The sequence below is a fragment of the Nostoc sp. genome, assembly GCF_036917775.1.
In the GTDB taxonomy this organism is placed as follows: Bacteria; Cyanobacteriota; Cyanobacteriia; order Cyanobacteriales; family Nostocaceae; genus Nostoc.
The window spans coordinates 1-14,757 of the sequence record NZ_JBALEQ010000003.1 but is presented as its reverse complement, the minus strand read 5'-3'; the positions used below and the strand labels follow the sequence as shown (position 1 = coordinate 14,757).

At 41.7% G+C, this 14,757-nt stretch carries 13 protein-coding genes and 1 pseudogene; 2 read left to right on the top strand and 12 right to left on the bottom strand.

Translation table 11 applies throughout. The annotated features are described in order from the left end of the window. Window positions 1-71: 71 nt before the first annotated feature. Together V7K69_RS00390 and V7K69_RS00385 are read right to left on the bottom strand one after the other, a co-directional pair. The gene (locus V7K69_RS00390) at window positions 72-395 is read right to left on the bottom strand and encodes a hypothetical protein (RefSeq protein WP_335030566.1); all 324 of its coding nucleotides are present in this window, start codon (window positions 393-395) and stop codon (window positions 72-74) included. A gap of 170 nt (window positions 396-565) precedes the next feature. Beyond that, window positions 566-1,456: a hypothetical protein gene (locus tag V7K69_RS00385; protein ID WP_335030565.1), complete on the bottom strand. Its 891-nt coding sequence runs from the start codon at window positions 1,454-1,456 to the stop codon at window positions 566-568. 162 nt (window positions 1,457-1,618) lie between these two features. Between V7K69_RS00385 and V7K69_RS00380 the strand changes: the two genes are divergently transcribed. Next, the gene (locus tag V7K69_RS00380; protein ID WP_334890231.1) at window positions 1,619-1,831 is read left to right on the top strand and encodes a helix-turn-helix domain-containing protein; all 213 of its coding nucleotides are present in this window, start codon (window positions 1,619-1,621) and stop codon (window positions 1,829-1,831) included. 207 nt (window positions 1,832-2,038) lie between these two features. Continuing rightward, a pseudogene (locus V7K69_RS00375) lies at window positions 2,039-2,335 on the top strand (hypothetical protein); the annotation flags it as partial. A gap of 92 nt (window positions 2,336-2,427) precedes the next feature. Here V7K69_RS00375 and V7K69_RS00370 read toward each other — a convergent pair. The 10 genes from V7K69_RS00370 to V7K69_RS00325 form a co-directional block, all read right to left on the bottom strand. Then, window positions 2,428-2,793: a four helix bundle protein gene (locus tag V7K69_RS00370; protein WP_335030564.1), complete on the bottom strand. Its 366-nt coding sequence runs from the start codon at window positions 2,791-2,793 to the stop codon at window positions 2,428-2,430. A gap of 251 nt (window positions 2,794-3,044) precedes the next feature. Next, window positions 3,045-4,577, bottom strand: a complete 1,533-nt coding sequence (locus V7K69_RS00365) for an iron uptake porin (RefSeq protein ID WP_335030563.1) — start codon at window positions 4,575-4,577, stop codon at window positions 3,045-3,047. 192 nt (window positions 4,578-4,769) lie between these two features. Then, the gene (locus V7K69_RS00360; RefSeq protein WP_335030562.1) at window positions 4,770-5,750 is read right to left on the bottom strand and encodes a phosphotransferase; all 981 of its coding nucleotides are present in this window, start codon (window positions 5,748-5,750) and stop codon (window positions 4,770-4,772) included. Window positions 5,751-5,805: 55 nt separating this feature from the next. Further along, window positions 5,806-7,599, bottom strand: coding sequence for an ABC transporter ATP-binding protein (locus V7K69_RS00355; RefSeq protein WP_335030561.1), 1,794 nt, complete (start codon window positions 7,597-7,599; stop codon window positions 5,806-5,808). Beyond that, on the bottom strand, window positions 7,600-8,760 hold the full coding sequence (locus V7K69_RS00350; protein WP_335030560.1) for a glycosyltransferase family 4 protein: 1,161 nt from the start codon (window positions 8,758-8,760) through the stop codon (window positions 7,600-7,602). Between the two features lie 13 nt (window positions 8,761-8,773). Next, the gene (locus tag V7K69_RS00345) at window positions 8,774-10,039 is read right to left on the bottom strand and encodes a glycosyltransferase (protein ID WP_335030559.1); all 1,266 of its coding nucleotides are present in this window, start codon (window positions 10,037-10,039) and stop codon (window positions 8,774-8,776) included. A 78-nt stretch (window positions 10,040-10,117) separates the two neighbouring features. After that, window positions 10,118-11,389 (bottom strand): glycosyltransferase family protein, encoded by a 1,272-nt coding sequence (locus V7K69_RS00340; protein WP_335030558.1) that lies wholly within the window; start codon window positions 11,387-11,389, stop codon window positions 10,118-10,120. 448 nt (window positions 11,390-11,837) lie between these two features. Further along, the gene (locus tag V7K69_RS00335; RefSeq protein ID WP_335030557.1) at window positions 11,838-13,391 is read right to left on the bottom strand and encodes a sensor histidine kinase; all 1,554 of its coding nucleotides are present in this window, start codon (window positions 13,389-13,391) and stop codon (window positions 11,838-11,840) included. Between the two features lie 82 nt (window positions 13,392-13,473). Continuing rightward, window positions 13,474-14,142, bottom strand: a complete 669-nt coding sequence (locus tag V7K69_RS00330) for a response regulator transcription factor (protein WP_335030556.1) — start codon at window positions 14,140-14,142, stop codon at window positions 13,474-13,476. 72 nt (window positions 14,143-14,214) lie between these two features. After that, window positions 14,215-14,493, bottom strand: a complete 279-nt coding sequence (locus V7K69_RS00325) for a hypothetical protein (RefSeq protein ID WP_335030555.1) — start codon at window positions 14,491-14,493, stop codon at window positions 14,215-14,217. Window positions 14,494-14,757: the final 264 nt, after the last annotated feature.

Below are 14,757 nucleotides of genomic sequence, written 5' to 3'. Positions count from 1 at the left end.
AACTATTTTTTCTCGAAGATCTACAGAGTATGACTTCATTTAAAAGTATTTATATTTTAATCTAGTGTACCTTACAACAGACGGAAGTGCTGTAATGCGGCTAACTGTTGTTGCAGAATGGAGATTTGTTGTTGATAAAAGCCAATTTCTGCGGTAATTTGCTGGAATAATTCTTCTGGCGTGAGCGGTTGGATTTGATCCTCTTTCAAGTACGATATTTCATCAGAATTCTTGTTAGGCATCAGAGCATAACGCCAACCATCATCAAATTGTTCAGCCAACTCTGTACCCGATGGGTAGTAGTAAAGTCCGAGAATCGTGCCTTGTTCTGTACGCTGTTCCAAAGTAAAGCGAGGGTATGCCCAGTGTTGGGGAATGGATATTGTGGGTTGCATATTGATTGGTGAATGAAGGGAAAATGAAAGAAGAATTCAGGAGCCAGAATTCAGAAGTCAGAATTTTGGGAACAGGTGGGAAGAAGAGAAGGAAGGCAGATTTTATTAACTTCTCCACCCTGCTCTTTGTTTCTTTACTGACTCCTGACTCCTGGATTCTGACTACTGATTTACGCTGTGACTAACTCCGTTCTCTCCAGCAGCCGTTGCAATCTATCGCCAGTTAGCTGTTCTAACGGTTGGTCTAAAATATATTCATCAAAAATGGATTTACTATCAGTAGACACATCCACCATCGACAATGAGCGCACTGCATCATAGACCGAGTTAGAATACTGCTGCTGGACTGAATAACGCCTTTTCACCCACCAGTTACCGTTAGTGCATCCGACTTGCCCCAGTTTCACGCCGTTGTTGTTGTAAATGCCATCATCGAGAATTTCAAACCCATAATCTTGGCACTCGTTGAAGATATGCGCCATGATTTGGTTTTCGGTAGAAGAGGAAACTTGCGGGGCAGAGGCGCAGAGGGGCAGAGGAGAAAGTTGTTGTAGGTTTCTCCCCTCTGCACCCCTGCTCCCCTGCACCTCTGCTTTCTCCTGCACAGGTAATGAGCCATCTTTATAGTGAGTGCAGATGAAGCGATCGCAACGCATTAGAGTGTTGGCACGAAATACTTCTTTGTCGTTGACCATGACTACCCAGCGTTGTGTTAAATGGTTATCATCATGGCTGATGCTGGCTACCAGTTTGTCATCAGCGTAATATTCGTGATGGTCAAACGAGATTTCGACTATTGTGAGGGGTTCGGGTGCGATCGCTTGGGCTTGGTCGGCGATGTAGCTGTCGAGTTCGGCTTGGGCGAGGGCTTGGTTATCGGGGGCAGCAGGGGCGAGTTTCTGAATTTTGCTGGCTTGATAGTTAACAATGGCGGAAATCCAAGAATCCTTACAGCGTTTGTCGCTTACTTCGGCTGTGCAGGCGATTTCGCTGTAGATTTGCTTGAGCCGCGCAATGGATTTTAGTTGCAGCTGTTGTGCTGTGTAAATAACGTGAGTCATAATGAATAAGTTCCTAACGGGACGGGAAGCGCTTCAGATTGACGGTCGGTAGCGCTTTCTCTATTGATATAAATATTATGTCTCATTCAATGAGACGTGTCAACTGTTGACACGTCTCTTTAATAAGATTACGCTTAAAGGTAGTCTTGTTAAATGGGACTTATGAATAGGATTCAAGAATTTGGAAAAGAAAAAGGGATTCCAAGTGCCAATAAATTTTGGCAAATCACTGGATTGCCCAGAGCGACTGCTTTTAGGCTCTGGAGAGATAGAGATATTTATCCCGATAGGACAACGGTTGAAGTTATTTGTAAAAAGCTAAAGGCTCAACCTGGTGATTTCTTAATTTACATGGAGGACATTGATGAGGCTTAAACGGCTCAGTGTAAAGCCTCATGCTTTGCCATTATTGGCTTAAGTGTAAATTTAGAAAGTTACAGTCTGATGATTTATTTTGCTGCTATCGAGTCTTTTATCCTCCACTCTGTCTTCTTTGTGGAACGATCTCAGCGACCTATTACATTTAAAATCTACCTTGCAATTGACTTTCAGAAAATCTCATTGAACTAGAAAGGTGGAATCATGCCTAAACCACCTTCTAGACGCAACAAAGCCACCTCTGCCGCATCTACTGATTCAACTTCAGCAGCTAACTCTGTAAACGAGGATATCTCCCTTCAAGAAGACCCAGCCTCAGCAACAATTACCGTTACTGCTGTCGAAGTTCCAGAGTTAACTGAGCAGGAAATTAGCGATCGCTTGCATTTAGAACGCAAGGTGGAACGTGCATTTTTTGAGGCAGGCAAGGCATTGGCTCAGTTGCGCGATCGCAGGTTATACAGATCCACTCATCGCACATTTGAGGAGTATTGTCGTGATCTCGCGTGGATTCTCCAGCTTCCAATGATATTGCTCAGGCATCCCCCAACCAAAACAATTCGCAAGTCGCAATTCGCAATTCGCAATTAATTTCATTGCTTGATTTTCTCTTTAACTTTTCGAGTAGATGCAACTAAGATTTTTCCAATTTCTCTAGTTTCTTGAAGCAAGGACTCAAACTTATTTTTATTAACCAATTCTGCCTTGATTAATATTTCTAACCAGTATTCAGTCTCTCTTTCTTTCTTAAGCGCAATTTCTAATTTGCTTAGAAAGTCTTTATCCGATTGGGCAGATTGAGCTTCTTTAACATTTGCATCTATAGAAGTACCACTTCGGAGTAACTGTTTTGATAATGTTCGACAGACTCCGGGTTTTTCATCTAAAAAAGTACAAGCTTTAACTATCCTTATTGCCAAAGCTTTCGTTCTATCAGCAATACTAACTTTTTGGTTCATTTCTTTTACTCCTAGTTAATAATTGCGAATTGCGAATTGTTTATTGCCCAAGGCTGACGAACGGGAGCATCTCACTTTTGTAAAAACACACCTGCCCTAGCGAATGGAATTCGCGGCTATACAAAAAAAAAACCATCTCCCTGGGTTTCAAATTCTTTGAGTCCGCTTAGGGGGACTTTGTTTTTCTCGTTTCTAGCGATACGCGCACCTAGAAGAAAGAGTTGGATATTTTTTTACTTGGAAGTCCTTAGTTAAAAGGTAAATGTTGTACGAACCGTACCAACATAAATTTTGTCGTTACTATTATCATTTTCGGGATTCGTGATGACAAATAAACCCGGAGTTATCGCTACATTATCTGTGATTTGTAGGTGGTAAAAAGCTTCTAGATGTAAAGATGTATTCTCATCTTCAAAGGTATCACCAAAACTATTATCAGTTACTTTAGGCGGTTGACCTACTACAAATCCAGCAAAGCTATCTTCTTTGCCAATATCTTTGATCGATAGTAGTAACGCCCATGTGGAGATAAAAGCATTTGGGGTTGCTGCTAAATCTTCTGCTTTGGCATGAATAAAACCAACTCGGCCCCCAATAGTGATACTTTGGTTAAATTGCCAAGCGGCTTCTGCACCAAAGGAATTCGCAGTAATGGCATCTGCCTGATTATTAAAGGGATTGTTGGTTAATTCGCTGCCGGTTCCGGTATTCACATTATTGTAAGAGTAGATATAGGTAACGCTAAGTGCTGTTGTTTTGGTGGGTTCAAGTGTGATTTGAGCGATCGCACCATGAGGACTAGCAAAAATTCCCCTCTCTGGGTTAGCTGCATCGTTGGTGATATATGCCAATGACAGATTCAGAGAGTCATTTAAATTATGAGAAATACCGATACCTGCACCACCACCTTGTCGTCGAATTGGATTTTCTCGTCCAAATGTAGAAATTGATCCGTCTCCACTACCGCTAAACAGAGGATTGACACTAGGAACAAAATCGCCTAATCCTCCTCCCAAAGCGTACAAAGTTATATGAGTTTGCTTACCAAGTGGAAATTTATAATCTATCTCATCTATTTCCATCTCATTGTCATCGTCGCCATCAAATCCCAAATTGGCCATTTTAGTTCCGGTGAAATCTGCCAATTCTGGTGTGTTGCGTCCTTGCAAGCGTATTTGTAAGTTGTCTTTGCCGGTAAAACTAGTCTCTAAGCTAAGACGGACGCGATCGCTCAACACTAAATTATCATTGATTGGTTTGGTTCTACTGTTGGCTTTTTTCCCACCAGCAACTCCAGTCATCGCAAAGATAATCTCTCCCTCTAACTCAACTTGGGGCGAAAACTGTTGTGCTTGCAATGCAGCCACTTTGTCTTCTAATAAATCGATGCGATTTCTAAAAGTTGCTAATTCTGCCGAAAATTCTACTTGTAATTTTTGAATGGTAGTTAAAGTTTCTCTATTTATTTTACCTTTAGTAATTAACTTATTGATGTGTGTTACGCAAGTATTTAATTTAGTAGCAAATTGATATCTATTCAGAGTTTGATTGTCAGGATTAGCTTGACTAACACAATCATATTGCTCTATCAAAGCTTGTAGTGTTTGAAATGCCCAACTATCAACATTAATATCCGACAATTGAGAAACTGATGTAATTATATTTAATTGATGATTTCCTATTGATGCGGGTTTAGTCGTTGCATTAGCTTTATTTATGCTGTTCAAAGCAAGGAAAATAATTAAACTAATCAGGCGAATTTTTTGCCAAAAAATCAAACCCATCAATACTATCTCCTGAAAATACTACCAGTTCGTAAAAATAGGGTGACAGATAAATTGGCTGCAATACGGTTCCATTAGTCTTTCAAGACGCGATTCATCGCGTCTCTACATGAGGGTTTTGTTGCTCATTCTGAACTTTATTTAAATTGGCTGGGTTTGGTCTGTATTGCACTTAACTCAGAAACCCTATAATTACGAATTACAAATTATCCCAAGTCGCTGTTCACACAGATTTAATAGTGCTTCTGTAAAAGGACGACGTTCTACAAATTGGGTGCTGAGATGAATATGCCGAACTAAAGTTAGGATGGTATAGGATTGAATTGCAGTGAGGAATTTATCGCTTGTAAGCTGAATAAATCTTTCAGTTAAAACATTTTCATATTCTTGTAATACTTGGAAATCACCAAAAGTCCGAAGGCTGTATTCTTGAATATGACCAATGAAATTCCCAATATCAAGTGCCGGATTACCTTCACAATATAAATCTAGGTCAATGAGATACAAACGAGAATTATTAATAATCACTTGATCGGGATAAAAATCACGGTGGATACCACAATGTTTTATTTCTGGCGTGTTTTCTCCTAAATGATTAATTGCTTCTAATATTCTCTCTAAGCGTTCTTGGCATTGTGGATATTGTTGCGTAACTAATGGAATCCGCTCATGCAAAATTCGTAGTTCATCTGACATAGTATGAGAACGATGAGGAAGAATATTAGCTTGGTGCAATTTATGGGCAGCTTCAGCAATTAGTTTTGCGGGTAGAATACTGTCAGTTTGTGATAAGAATTGAGTAGCAATAACCCCTTCAACCTTATGCTGCAACCACATTTGCCATTCAGGAATTACCCCGACAGGTTCAGGTACAGAAATTCCATCAGGACTATCATCACCAAATCCCGCTGACCATAGAGATTTCTGTAACTCATAACTATGAAAATCCGTTCCCTTAGCCCTAACCTTACCAATCAGCGTAATTATTTGTCCATCATCACGAATCAATTCATATTCAATCAAACAACGCCGCCCCAACTTATGACGAATAACTTGGACTTTCTGCAAACGACAATTTTTAGCGATCGCTAAACACCGCCCAAAACACTCTTCCACCCGCAACCGATCAACCGCATCCGCCAAAAAAGGCATCTTCCCATCACTAAACCCCATACTCTGCGTACCTCTGCGCTTACCTCAGCGTCCCTTTGTTTTAAAAAACTCCCCTCTAAACCCTCAAAGAACCCTGCACTTGATACAAAGCCGCATAACGCCCATTCTGTTGCATCAATTCCAGATGAGTGCCTTGTTCCACCACCTGCCCATTTTCCAAATAAAGAATCATATCTGCGCGAGTTGCTAGATAAAGATCATGAGTAATTAAAAAAGTAGTGCGATTTTCCGACAACTGTTGCAGCGCATCAATCACAGCCTTCTCATTGCCCTTATCTAACCCCGTAGTTGGTTCATCTAAAATCAGGATAGGAGCTTGACGGATAGCAGCACGAGCGATCGCAATTCTTTGTCTTTGTCCTCCAGAAAGAGTTGCACCTCTCTCTCCTACAAGGGTGTCGTATCCTTGTGGTAAAGCTTGGATAAAATCATGAGCATTCGCTAAACGAGTCGCATCTTCGATTTCGGCATCAGACACCCCGGCAATCCCGTAGGCAATATTTTCTCGAATACTAGCAGCGAATAAGAGACTATCTTGCAAAACTACACTAATTTGCGGACGTAATGATGCCAATGTATATTCTCGAATATCCCGCCCATCAATCATTACGCGCCCTGCTGTTGGATCATAAAGCCGTAATAATAAACTTACTAATGTAGATTTACCACCACCAGAAGTCCCAACGATCGCAACTTGTTGTCCCGGTTGAATGTTTAAGCTGATCTCTTGCAATAGAACTTGTCCTAATTCATAGGCAAAGTGGACGCGATCAAAACGCACTGCACCTCGGAAAATCGGGGCTGGAATTGCATCTGGCAAATCAGAGACATCGGGTTGCTGATTTAATACATCTAAAATACGCTCACTCGAAGCCGCAGCTTTCGCCAGTCGTCCGGTGTATTTAGCGAAGTTCTGCACTGGCTTAAAGGCATTCTTCAGGTAGGTGAGAAATACCAGCACATCCCCAGGTGTTAAGGCATCTCGCAGCGCCAGCCAAGAGCCGTACCATAAAACGATCGCTGTTCCCAGTGCAATCACAGCATCAACAGTACGTTCCAAGTGAGCCGCCAGCCGTTGGGTTTTGACGCTTTCTTTGAGACTACGCTGATTTTGTTGAGCAAATACGCGTGCAAAAGCATCTTGCAAGGATAAGGCTTTCACTAATTTAATGGCAGCAATGGACTCAGCCGCCGTCGCCGCCACAGCACCTTCTTGATGGCGTTGCTTTAATGAGGAATCTTTAATACGCTGGCTGAGTCGGTTAGTAACTAGCCAAAATAACGGTAGCGTGAATAGTGAAAGTAGGGTGAGGCTGGGATTCATCCAAAACATCACGCCAATCATCCCAAATAGGGTCAGAATGCTGACTACTAGCGGTAATGCTGCCGTAATCATAATTTCTTGGAGACGGCTAGCATCGCTACTGACACGGATAATTAAATCGCCGCTACGTGCTTTGGTGTGATATGTCAAAGATAAATCTTGCAGATGGCAATACAAATGATTACGCACTTTTGCCATGACTCGGCTACCAACTGTTGCTAATCCGACGGTACTCCAATAGGCAGCAAGGGCGCGTAAGCCTGTAATAAGTAAGACTGCAACGGCTGAGAATGTTAGTAATGTTATCGGTTCTAAACTAGCAATGATGGGAATATTATTTATCTTGTCGCCGCGCAAGAGAACGTAATCAAAGACAAACTTGAGCGGCCAAGGTTCTAATACACGTAGTCCGACATCTGCAATTAAAGCGATCCCAGAAATCAAAAGTAGTCCAGACTGTGGACGAATGTCAGTCCAGAAATAAACTAGGATTCCCCACAAATCAGGAACAGCTTGTTTTGACATTTAGCGTTTCACCTCCATCGGCAATGGAGATGCTATGCGGAGAATTTTTTGAGCGATCGTATCCCAAGTATGATTTGCGATCACTGTTTGCCGCGCCGCCTGTCCTAAAGTATGACGGAGAGGAGGCGATCGCCACAATTTTTTTAAAGCCTCTGCTAAAGCGATCGCATCACCTGGAGGACAAAGAATACCATTCACCCCTGTATCAATTAAGTCTGCCAATTGCCCAATCTGACTCACGACTACAGCCAAACCAGCCGCCATATATTCATATACTTTCAATGGTGAGAAGTAAAAATCGGATTGCGCGGCGTAGGGTGCAACGGCGACATCCATTGCTGCTAATAATTGAGGAACTTCATCAGGATTCACCGCACCTGTAAATTGAGTATGAGCATCTAATCCCCGTGCAGCTAATTCCATTTGCAGATTTTCCCGTTCCGGGCCATCGCCAACAATTAAAAGTTTGGCATTGGGAACCCGTTGATGCAGTTTACTAAAAGCTTCTGTGAGAATTGGCAATCCATGCCACGGTTTCAACGTACCGACAAATCCCACTGTAAAGGTTTCACGTTGAGTTGCCGGACGAAGGGTAGAAAAGCGGTGAGGATTGACACCATTAGGGATCACATGAACTTTGCTACTGTCCACATAATTCATCAAGTAAGTTTTCACTGCATCTGAAACAGCAATCAGTGTTGTAGCAGATGAAAACACTCGATTTGCGACTTCTTCGGCACTTTGGCGATCAATCAAACCCCGATGCTGTGCTTGTTCTGTAATCAGAGGCGAATTTACTTCCAACAAACCCGGAATTCCCATAGCTTGGGCATATTCCATCGCGCTATAACTCCAAAGAGAATAACGCTCGTAAATGAAGTCAAAGGGGTCAAATCTTTCCAAATTAAAACGTAAATCAGGATTGATCGCTAAAGCAACTTGCTCTCGCATCGCCCGTTCTAATTTGGGGATAAATGGGAGTTGATGAACAACAACATTAGCTAAATCTGCGGGTAATTCTCCCCCAATCCGAGTAGCAAACAATGTGACTTGGCTACCTTGCTTTTGCAACGCTCGAATCACCTCTTGGACATGAATCGAGCATCCTTTTTGACCAAATACAGGTATACCCGGATCAGCACAAATGTATGCAATTCGCATCTTCACACCTCCTTTACGCTTTTGCGCCTACTTTGCGAGTTCCGCTTGCAGTATGCGTGAGAAATAATTTCCGTAAAATTGCAGTATTGCGATGAATATCAAACTCAGACTCAATTAATTGCCTAGCCTGGGTTGACAATTTAACCCGCAAAGCAGAATTTGTGAGGAATTGCCCAAGTGCGATCGCTAATTTCTCGGCATCATGTTGTGGCACAATTAACCCAGTCTCGCCATCACGCACCAATTCAGGAATACCCGTTACATCAGTACTTATACAGGGCGTTCCCAAAGCCATAGCTTCGAGTAAAACCGTAGGTAGTCCATCCCGATTACCATCTTTGCCAATGACATAAGGTGCAGCAAACACAGCAGCTTTTTGTACTAATTGAAACACCTCATTTTGCGGACGCGGGCCGACAATTTCCACGATAGATTGCAGTTCTAAATCTATAATTTGCTGACGCAAAGTCAATTCTAAAGAACCGATCCCGACAATTTGACACTGAAACTGATAATTTCTCTGCTTGAGAATGGCACAAGCATCAATCAAAACAGATAACCCTTTCTTCTCGATTAACCGCCCGACTGAGATAATTAATGGAGAACGTTCAGCCGGAGAAGAATATTGTAATTGTCGTAAATCTAACCCGTTGTAAATGCGCTGAACTCGCTTTGCGTCTAAGTTATACGTATTGTGCAGATATCTGAGATTATAGTCACTGACAGTTACGACACTAGCCGCATCCTGTAGCTTACGTTGCATATCTTCAAATTCCACGCTTTCATGAAATATGTCTTTAGCATGAGCCGTAAAGGTATAAGGAATGCCTGTAAAGTGAGATGCTAGCCGAGCGACACTAGTAGCCACAGTCCCAAAATGAGCGTGTAAATGAGTAATGCCTTTGACTCGCGCTTCTCGTGTTAACCATGCGGCTTGGTAGACAGTGCTAGCTTGTTCACCTTGAGCAAAAGCCAGTTTTGGCCAAAAGTCAGGGATAACTTTACTTGCTTCTTGTAACTCTGCCCAAAAATAGCTAGCGGCTGTAGGTGCGAGACTATTAAGTGATTCACTAACTCGCCCTTGAATTGGCCTGCGGATGTAATTTACAGGCGCACGCACTTGGGAAATAATATTTTGAAAGTGAGTATCACATAGTGGACGTAATGCAAAAATTTCTATATCTAAGCCAGCCGCTTCATGAGCCAAAATTTCATTGACAACAAAGGTTTCAGAATAGCGGGGATAACGTTTGAGAATGTAACCAATACGGATTGACATAATTCGTAGTTCGTAATTCGTAATTCGTAATTAATGAGGTGAGATTTTTGTCTTTGACAAATGACTAATGACCAATAACTAATGACAAATAGCTGATATAAGGATTTCATTAACGAATTGGGGAATGCGGGTAAGTCCTTTGAGATCGACGAAATTACGGACTTGTGATGGCTCTACCTCAAGCTTTAGCCAGTTCGTTAATGCAGCAGGTGTCAGTTGATGTGTATGCAGTACATCGATTAAGCCAAGTGCTTGTAATCGTTTAGCACGGATTGATTGTTCTTGTCGGGGTTTGATGCGGGGTAAAATTAGCGATCGCTTTGCAAATGACAACAATTCACAAGTTGTGTTGTAACCACCCATCGCAACTACACGTTCGGCTTGATTTAATAATAGTGTCGGCTCGGCTAAATATTCCAACACGCGCAGATTGTCACGTTGCGCTGCATAGTTCTGGAGTTGTTGCCTTACTTTTCGCGGCATAAACGGGCCTGTCAAGATGATACCGTTCATCTCTAGTGGTAGTTCAGCATGAGCAAATGTTTCTGCTAACTGCGCTCCGTCTTGTCCGCCTCCCACTAAGCACAATACCAATCGTTCAGATGGCAGATTGAGCGATTTAAATGCTTGAACGCTGTCTAAATCCAGATGTTTGAGGCGACTGCGTTGGTCAAGATAGCCAGTATAGCGGAATTTGGCAACAGTTTTTGGCTGGAAGTGATACTCTTTTGCTAGGTCATAGATGTTGCGATCGCCATACACCCAAACCTGATCGTAGTAAGTTTGAATCGCCTCTTCATTGGCTGCTCGCTTCCAATCTCGACGCACAGAAGCGGGTTCATCTAAGATATCCCGTAACCCTAAAATACAGTGTGTTTTTCCTTGAATACGCAAGTAATTTAGGGTTGGATCTAGCTCTCTAACTGCTCCTCGCGGTACATTATCCACAATGAAAATATCAGGTTTAAATGTTTTGATGGTGGTGAGAATAACTTGCGATCGCAGTGTAATAATTTCCTGCAATGATAGATCCAATCTTCTGGCGTGATATTGCCCATCAATGCTTTTATGCAAAGCCGGGAGCGTCAAACAATCTACCCCTGGAGGTGTTGGTACATTGCTGGCATCTTGAATGCCACTAATCATTAAAACATCGGTTTTTAGGGGTGAACATCCTAAAGTTTGAGCAATCAACAAATTACGGCGTTTATGTCCTAGGCCCATTGTGTCGTGGGAATATAAAGCAATACGCCACTTCCGAGTCTTGCTAGATAAACTACTATCCTCTGAAGACAGGATACTACCCGATGTTCTTATAATTTCTCCAGAGTGGGGTAACAAGTTATTCATTTACACTCCTGACTAATTTTTCCCACAGTATCTAATCCCCTTTTTATCTAGCAATCTGAAATAATATCAAGTTCGGATAATGTCTTCCAGTACTTGCCACACTTGCGCTTGTTGCACATCTGTTAAGTTTGGTTCTTTACCTAGTTTCTTAACTTGAAATTAACGTAAGTTTAACTAGTATTTTATGAGAAGACAATGAAGGTTACATGAGAACTTTCTCATGTAACCTTCATCAGATATCAACAGGACTTACGCAACTGGCACAATGCGATCGCCAATTACTAGTACATAGGTATTATTTAAATTTGATTCCGAAAGCCTTGTATTTGTAATAGAAGCTGATGTATTGGAAGCTGTAGAAGTTGCTTGAAAAGGCGATGGATCAAAATTTGGATTGTTGACAACAAATCTACCGTTTTGTTTTCAACCAACTAATTAAAAAATCACTTCAATTCCATTTTTGTTCTTGGGGTGGTTCTACAGGTAAAATAATAGTAAATATGGCTCCTGCTTTGGGTTGACTTTCTAGAGTGACTTTCCCTCCGTGGGCTTCTGCGATCGCTTGGACAATCGATAATCCTAACCCAGCACCTTCAGAACGACGGCGACTGTTTGTAGCACGAGCAAAACGCTGGAAAATTCTCTGTTGGTCGGCTTTTGCAATACCTTCTCCTGTATCATGAACCCAAAAGCTGACTTGACCTTGGCGCATCACTGAACCAAGGGTAATTGTATCAGTATTTTTTGTATGTTGAGTAGCGTTTTGTACTAAATTCATCACAGCCTGAGTCAGACGTTGACGGTCTGCGACAATTTTACCTCTAGCAATAGCTTTGAGTTGCCAATGGCGATCGCCTAAAGCTTTAACTTTTGCAAATAATTCTTCAATGAAAATCCAAACATCAACTGTTTCTAACTGCAAAAAATCGGGTTGCTCTGTCTTGGCGAGTAAAATAAGGTCATTAACAAAACGGTTCATACGTTCTAGCTCATCCATAACTAGCGCTAGAGTTTCTTGTACTTCTTGCGGATCATCACCCATCAATTCCAGATGACCACGAATGATAGTAATTGGTGTTCGTAGTTCGTGTCCAGCATCGTCAATAAAATTTTGCTGACTGACGAAAGCACCTTGCAACCTATCCATCATTTCATTAAAGGTAGCTGCTAATTCTGCCAGTTCTCCCTGACCATCTATCACAATGCGTTGATTTAAATCTGTTTCACTAATTTTGCGAACAGTTTGGGTGAATAAGCGTAAAGGAGCAAGAATTTTTCCAGAAGCGAACCAAGTTAAAATTAACGCTAAAAATAGGACTCCTACGCTCACTTGAATGATAACTGTTACAGCTTCCAAAACTTCCCCTCGTTCACCAGATGTGGCGTGAGCGATGACAAACACTCCCATGACTTCGCCTTGAATTTTCACAGGTTGAGCCAGATAGACAATGCTATCAACTTTGCTACCAGGAATGACTTTTTCTCCTGTTTCTGGTTGCTTTAACCCTGCCCAATATCGAATGATTTGTGAATCTCTACTCAGTTCTTTTGGTCTAGCTCTAGGACTAGATTTATAAAATTTACCTTTCCATAGCATAATCAGAAAAGTATCATCTTCTGGCAGCTGATTTCCTAAAAAAGCATCTAAAAAAGCTCTTAGCTCTTCTTTAGTTTTTGGCGGTTGAATCAGGCGGTTATCAGCTTCTCTTAATCGATTAGACTCTGTAGGTTCTTCATCAAATTCGATATTTTCATAAAATTGAGTTTTGCCAGTAATTAACTGGTCAAATATCTGCATTTTTTCGGTTATTTGTTGATTTACACGACTATTAATTCGTGCATACAAAACTTGACGAAATGCTGGGACAAAAACCACAAAAATGAAACACAAAATTATCGCATACCAGGAGAGAATACGAGTACGTGTAGCCCAAAAAATACCTTTATTACGTTTTTGATGGCTTTTTGCAAGTGGTTGCCGTTTGTTCTGTTTTCTCGACATTAATAATAACTTTAAATTACTTAAGACTTAATTTTATAATTAGTAATAACTCGTGTACGATTACTTCGACCTTGAGGCATTTTTAAGCCCGCAGGCGATAACCCATTCCTCGCACAGTTTCAATTAAGTCACTACCTAATTTTTTTCGCAAATAACCAACATAAACATCAACAATATTGGAGCCTGGATCATAGTCGTAACCCCATACCATATCTAATAATTGTTCACGACTCAAAACTTGTCCAGGATGGCGGAAGAAAGTTTCTGCTAGGGTAAATTCTCGTGCGGGCAACTCTACGGTATTTTGACCCACTTTTACTTTACGCGATCGCAAGTCCAAAACCACGTTTCCCGCCTTAATTACCATCTGTTCCATAGCTTGGCTACCACCACTATGACGCAACCGAGCTTTTACCCGTACTAACAATTCTTCAAATCGGAAAGGCTTGGTTACATAATCATCTGCGCCTGCTTCAAACCCTGCAACCTTATCTTGAATGTCATGGCGAGCAGTCAAAATAATCACTGGCAAAATTTCCCCTTGTCCCCGCAATTCTTCTAATATATCCAAGCCATCTTTACCAGGAAGCCCCAAATCCAAAATCATCAAATCAAAACCGCTACTTAATGCCATGTTAGTCGCTGAGTAGGCATCAGCTGCTACAGCAGTCGTAAAACCATGAGAACGTAATCCCTTCTCAATAAAAGCCGCTATGCGGGGTTCATCTTCAGCGATGAGAATTCGATTCATCCGATGCAACCTCTTTCGGTACTTATAAGGGGAAGACAATTGTAAAAGTAGAGCCTGTTCCCAAGATACCTTTTAAATGAACCAAATCAAGAAGAAGATCCAGTGGTTCGTATCAAAAAATACAACTAATAACAACAGTTGAAGTTGCAAAGCCTGAATCATCGCCTCGTCGCCTTTAATGTCAATCCCAGCCATCAGATCCACTAGCACTGGTCTAAATCCCAGCCGATGACGCATTAACCACGCGGTAGAATGATTGCTCCAGGAGCGTGCAAATAGCCAAGCAGCGTTCCGATTTATCGCGTTCCACAACCACAGAGGGCGGTGGAATAAATTCTCGCCCCTAGTCATCAGTGACCATTTCCCCAGGCGTTGCCAATATCGCTTCAAGTGCGACAATCTTTTTAATTAAGCGTCCCCCGTCATCTTGCTCGACCAGTTCAGGGGTAACGCTCATGCCATAAGTGTCCTGTATAAATTCTATGAATTCTTGATTAAATCGAAAAAACCGTCCAGTCTGAGTACAATTTGATTAGACATAGGTAAGCGTGATCTTCCATGACTCCAGCAACCGATATTCGTAGAAGAGCGATCGAACTGATTGAGCAGTTGTCA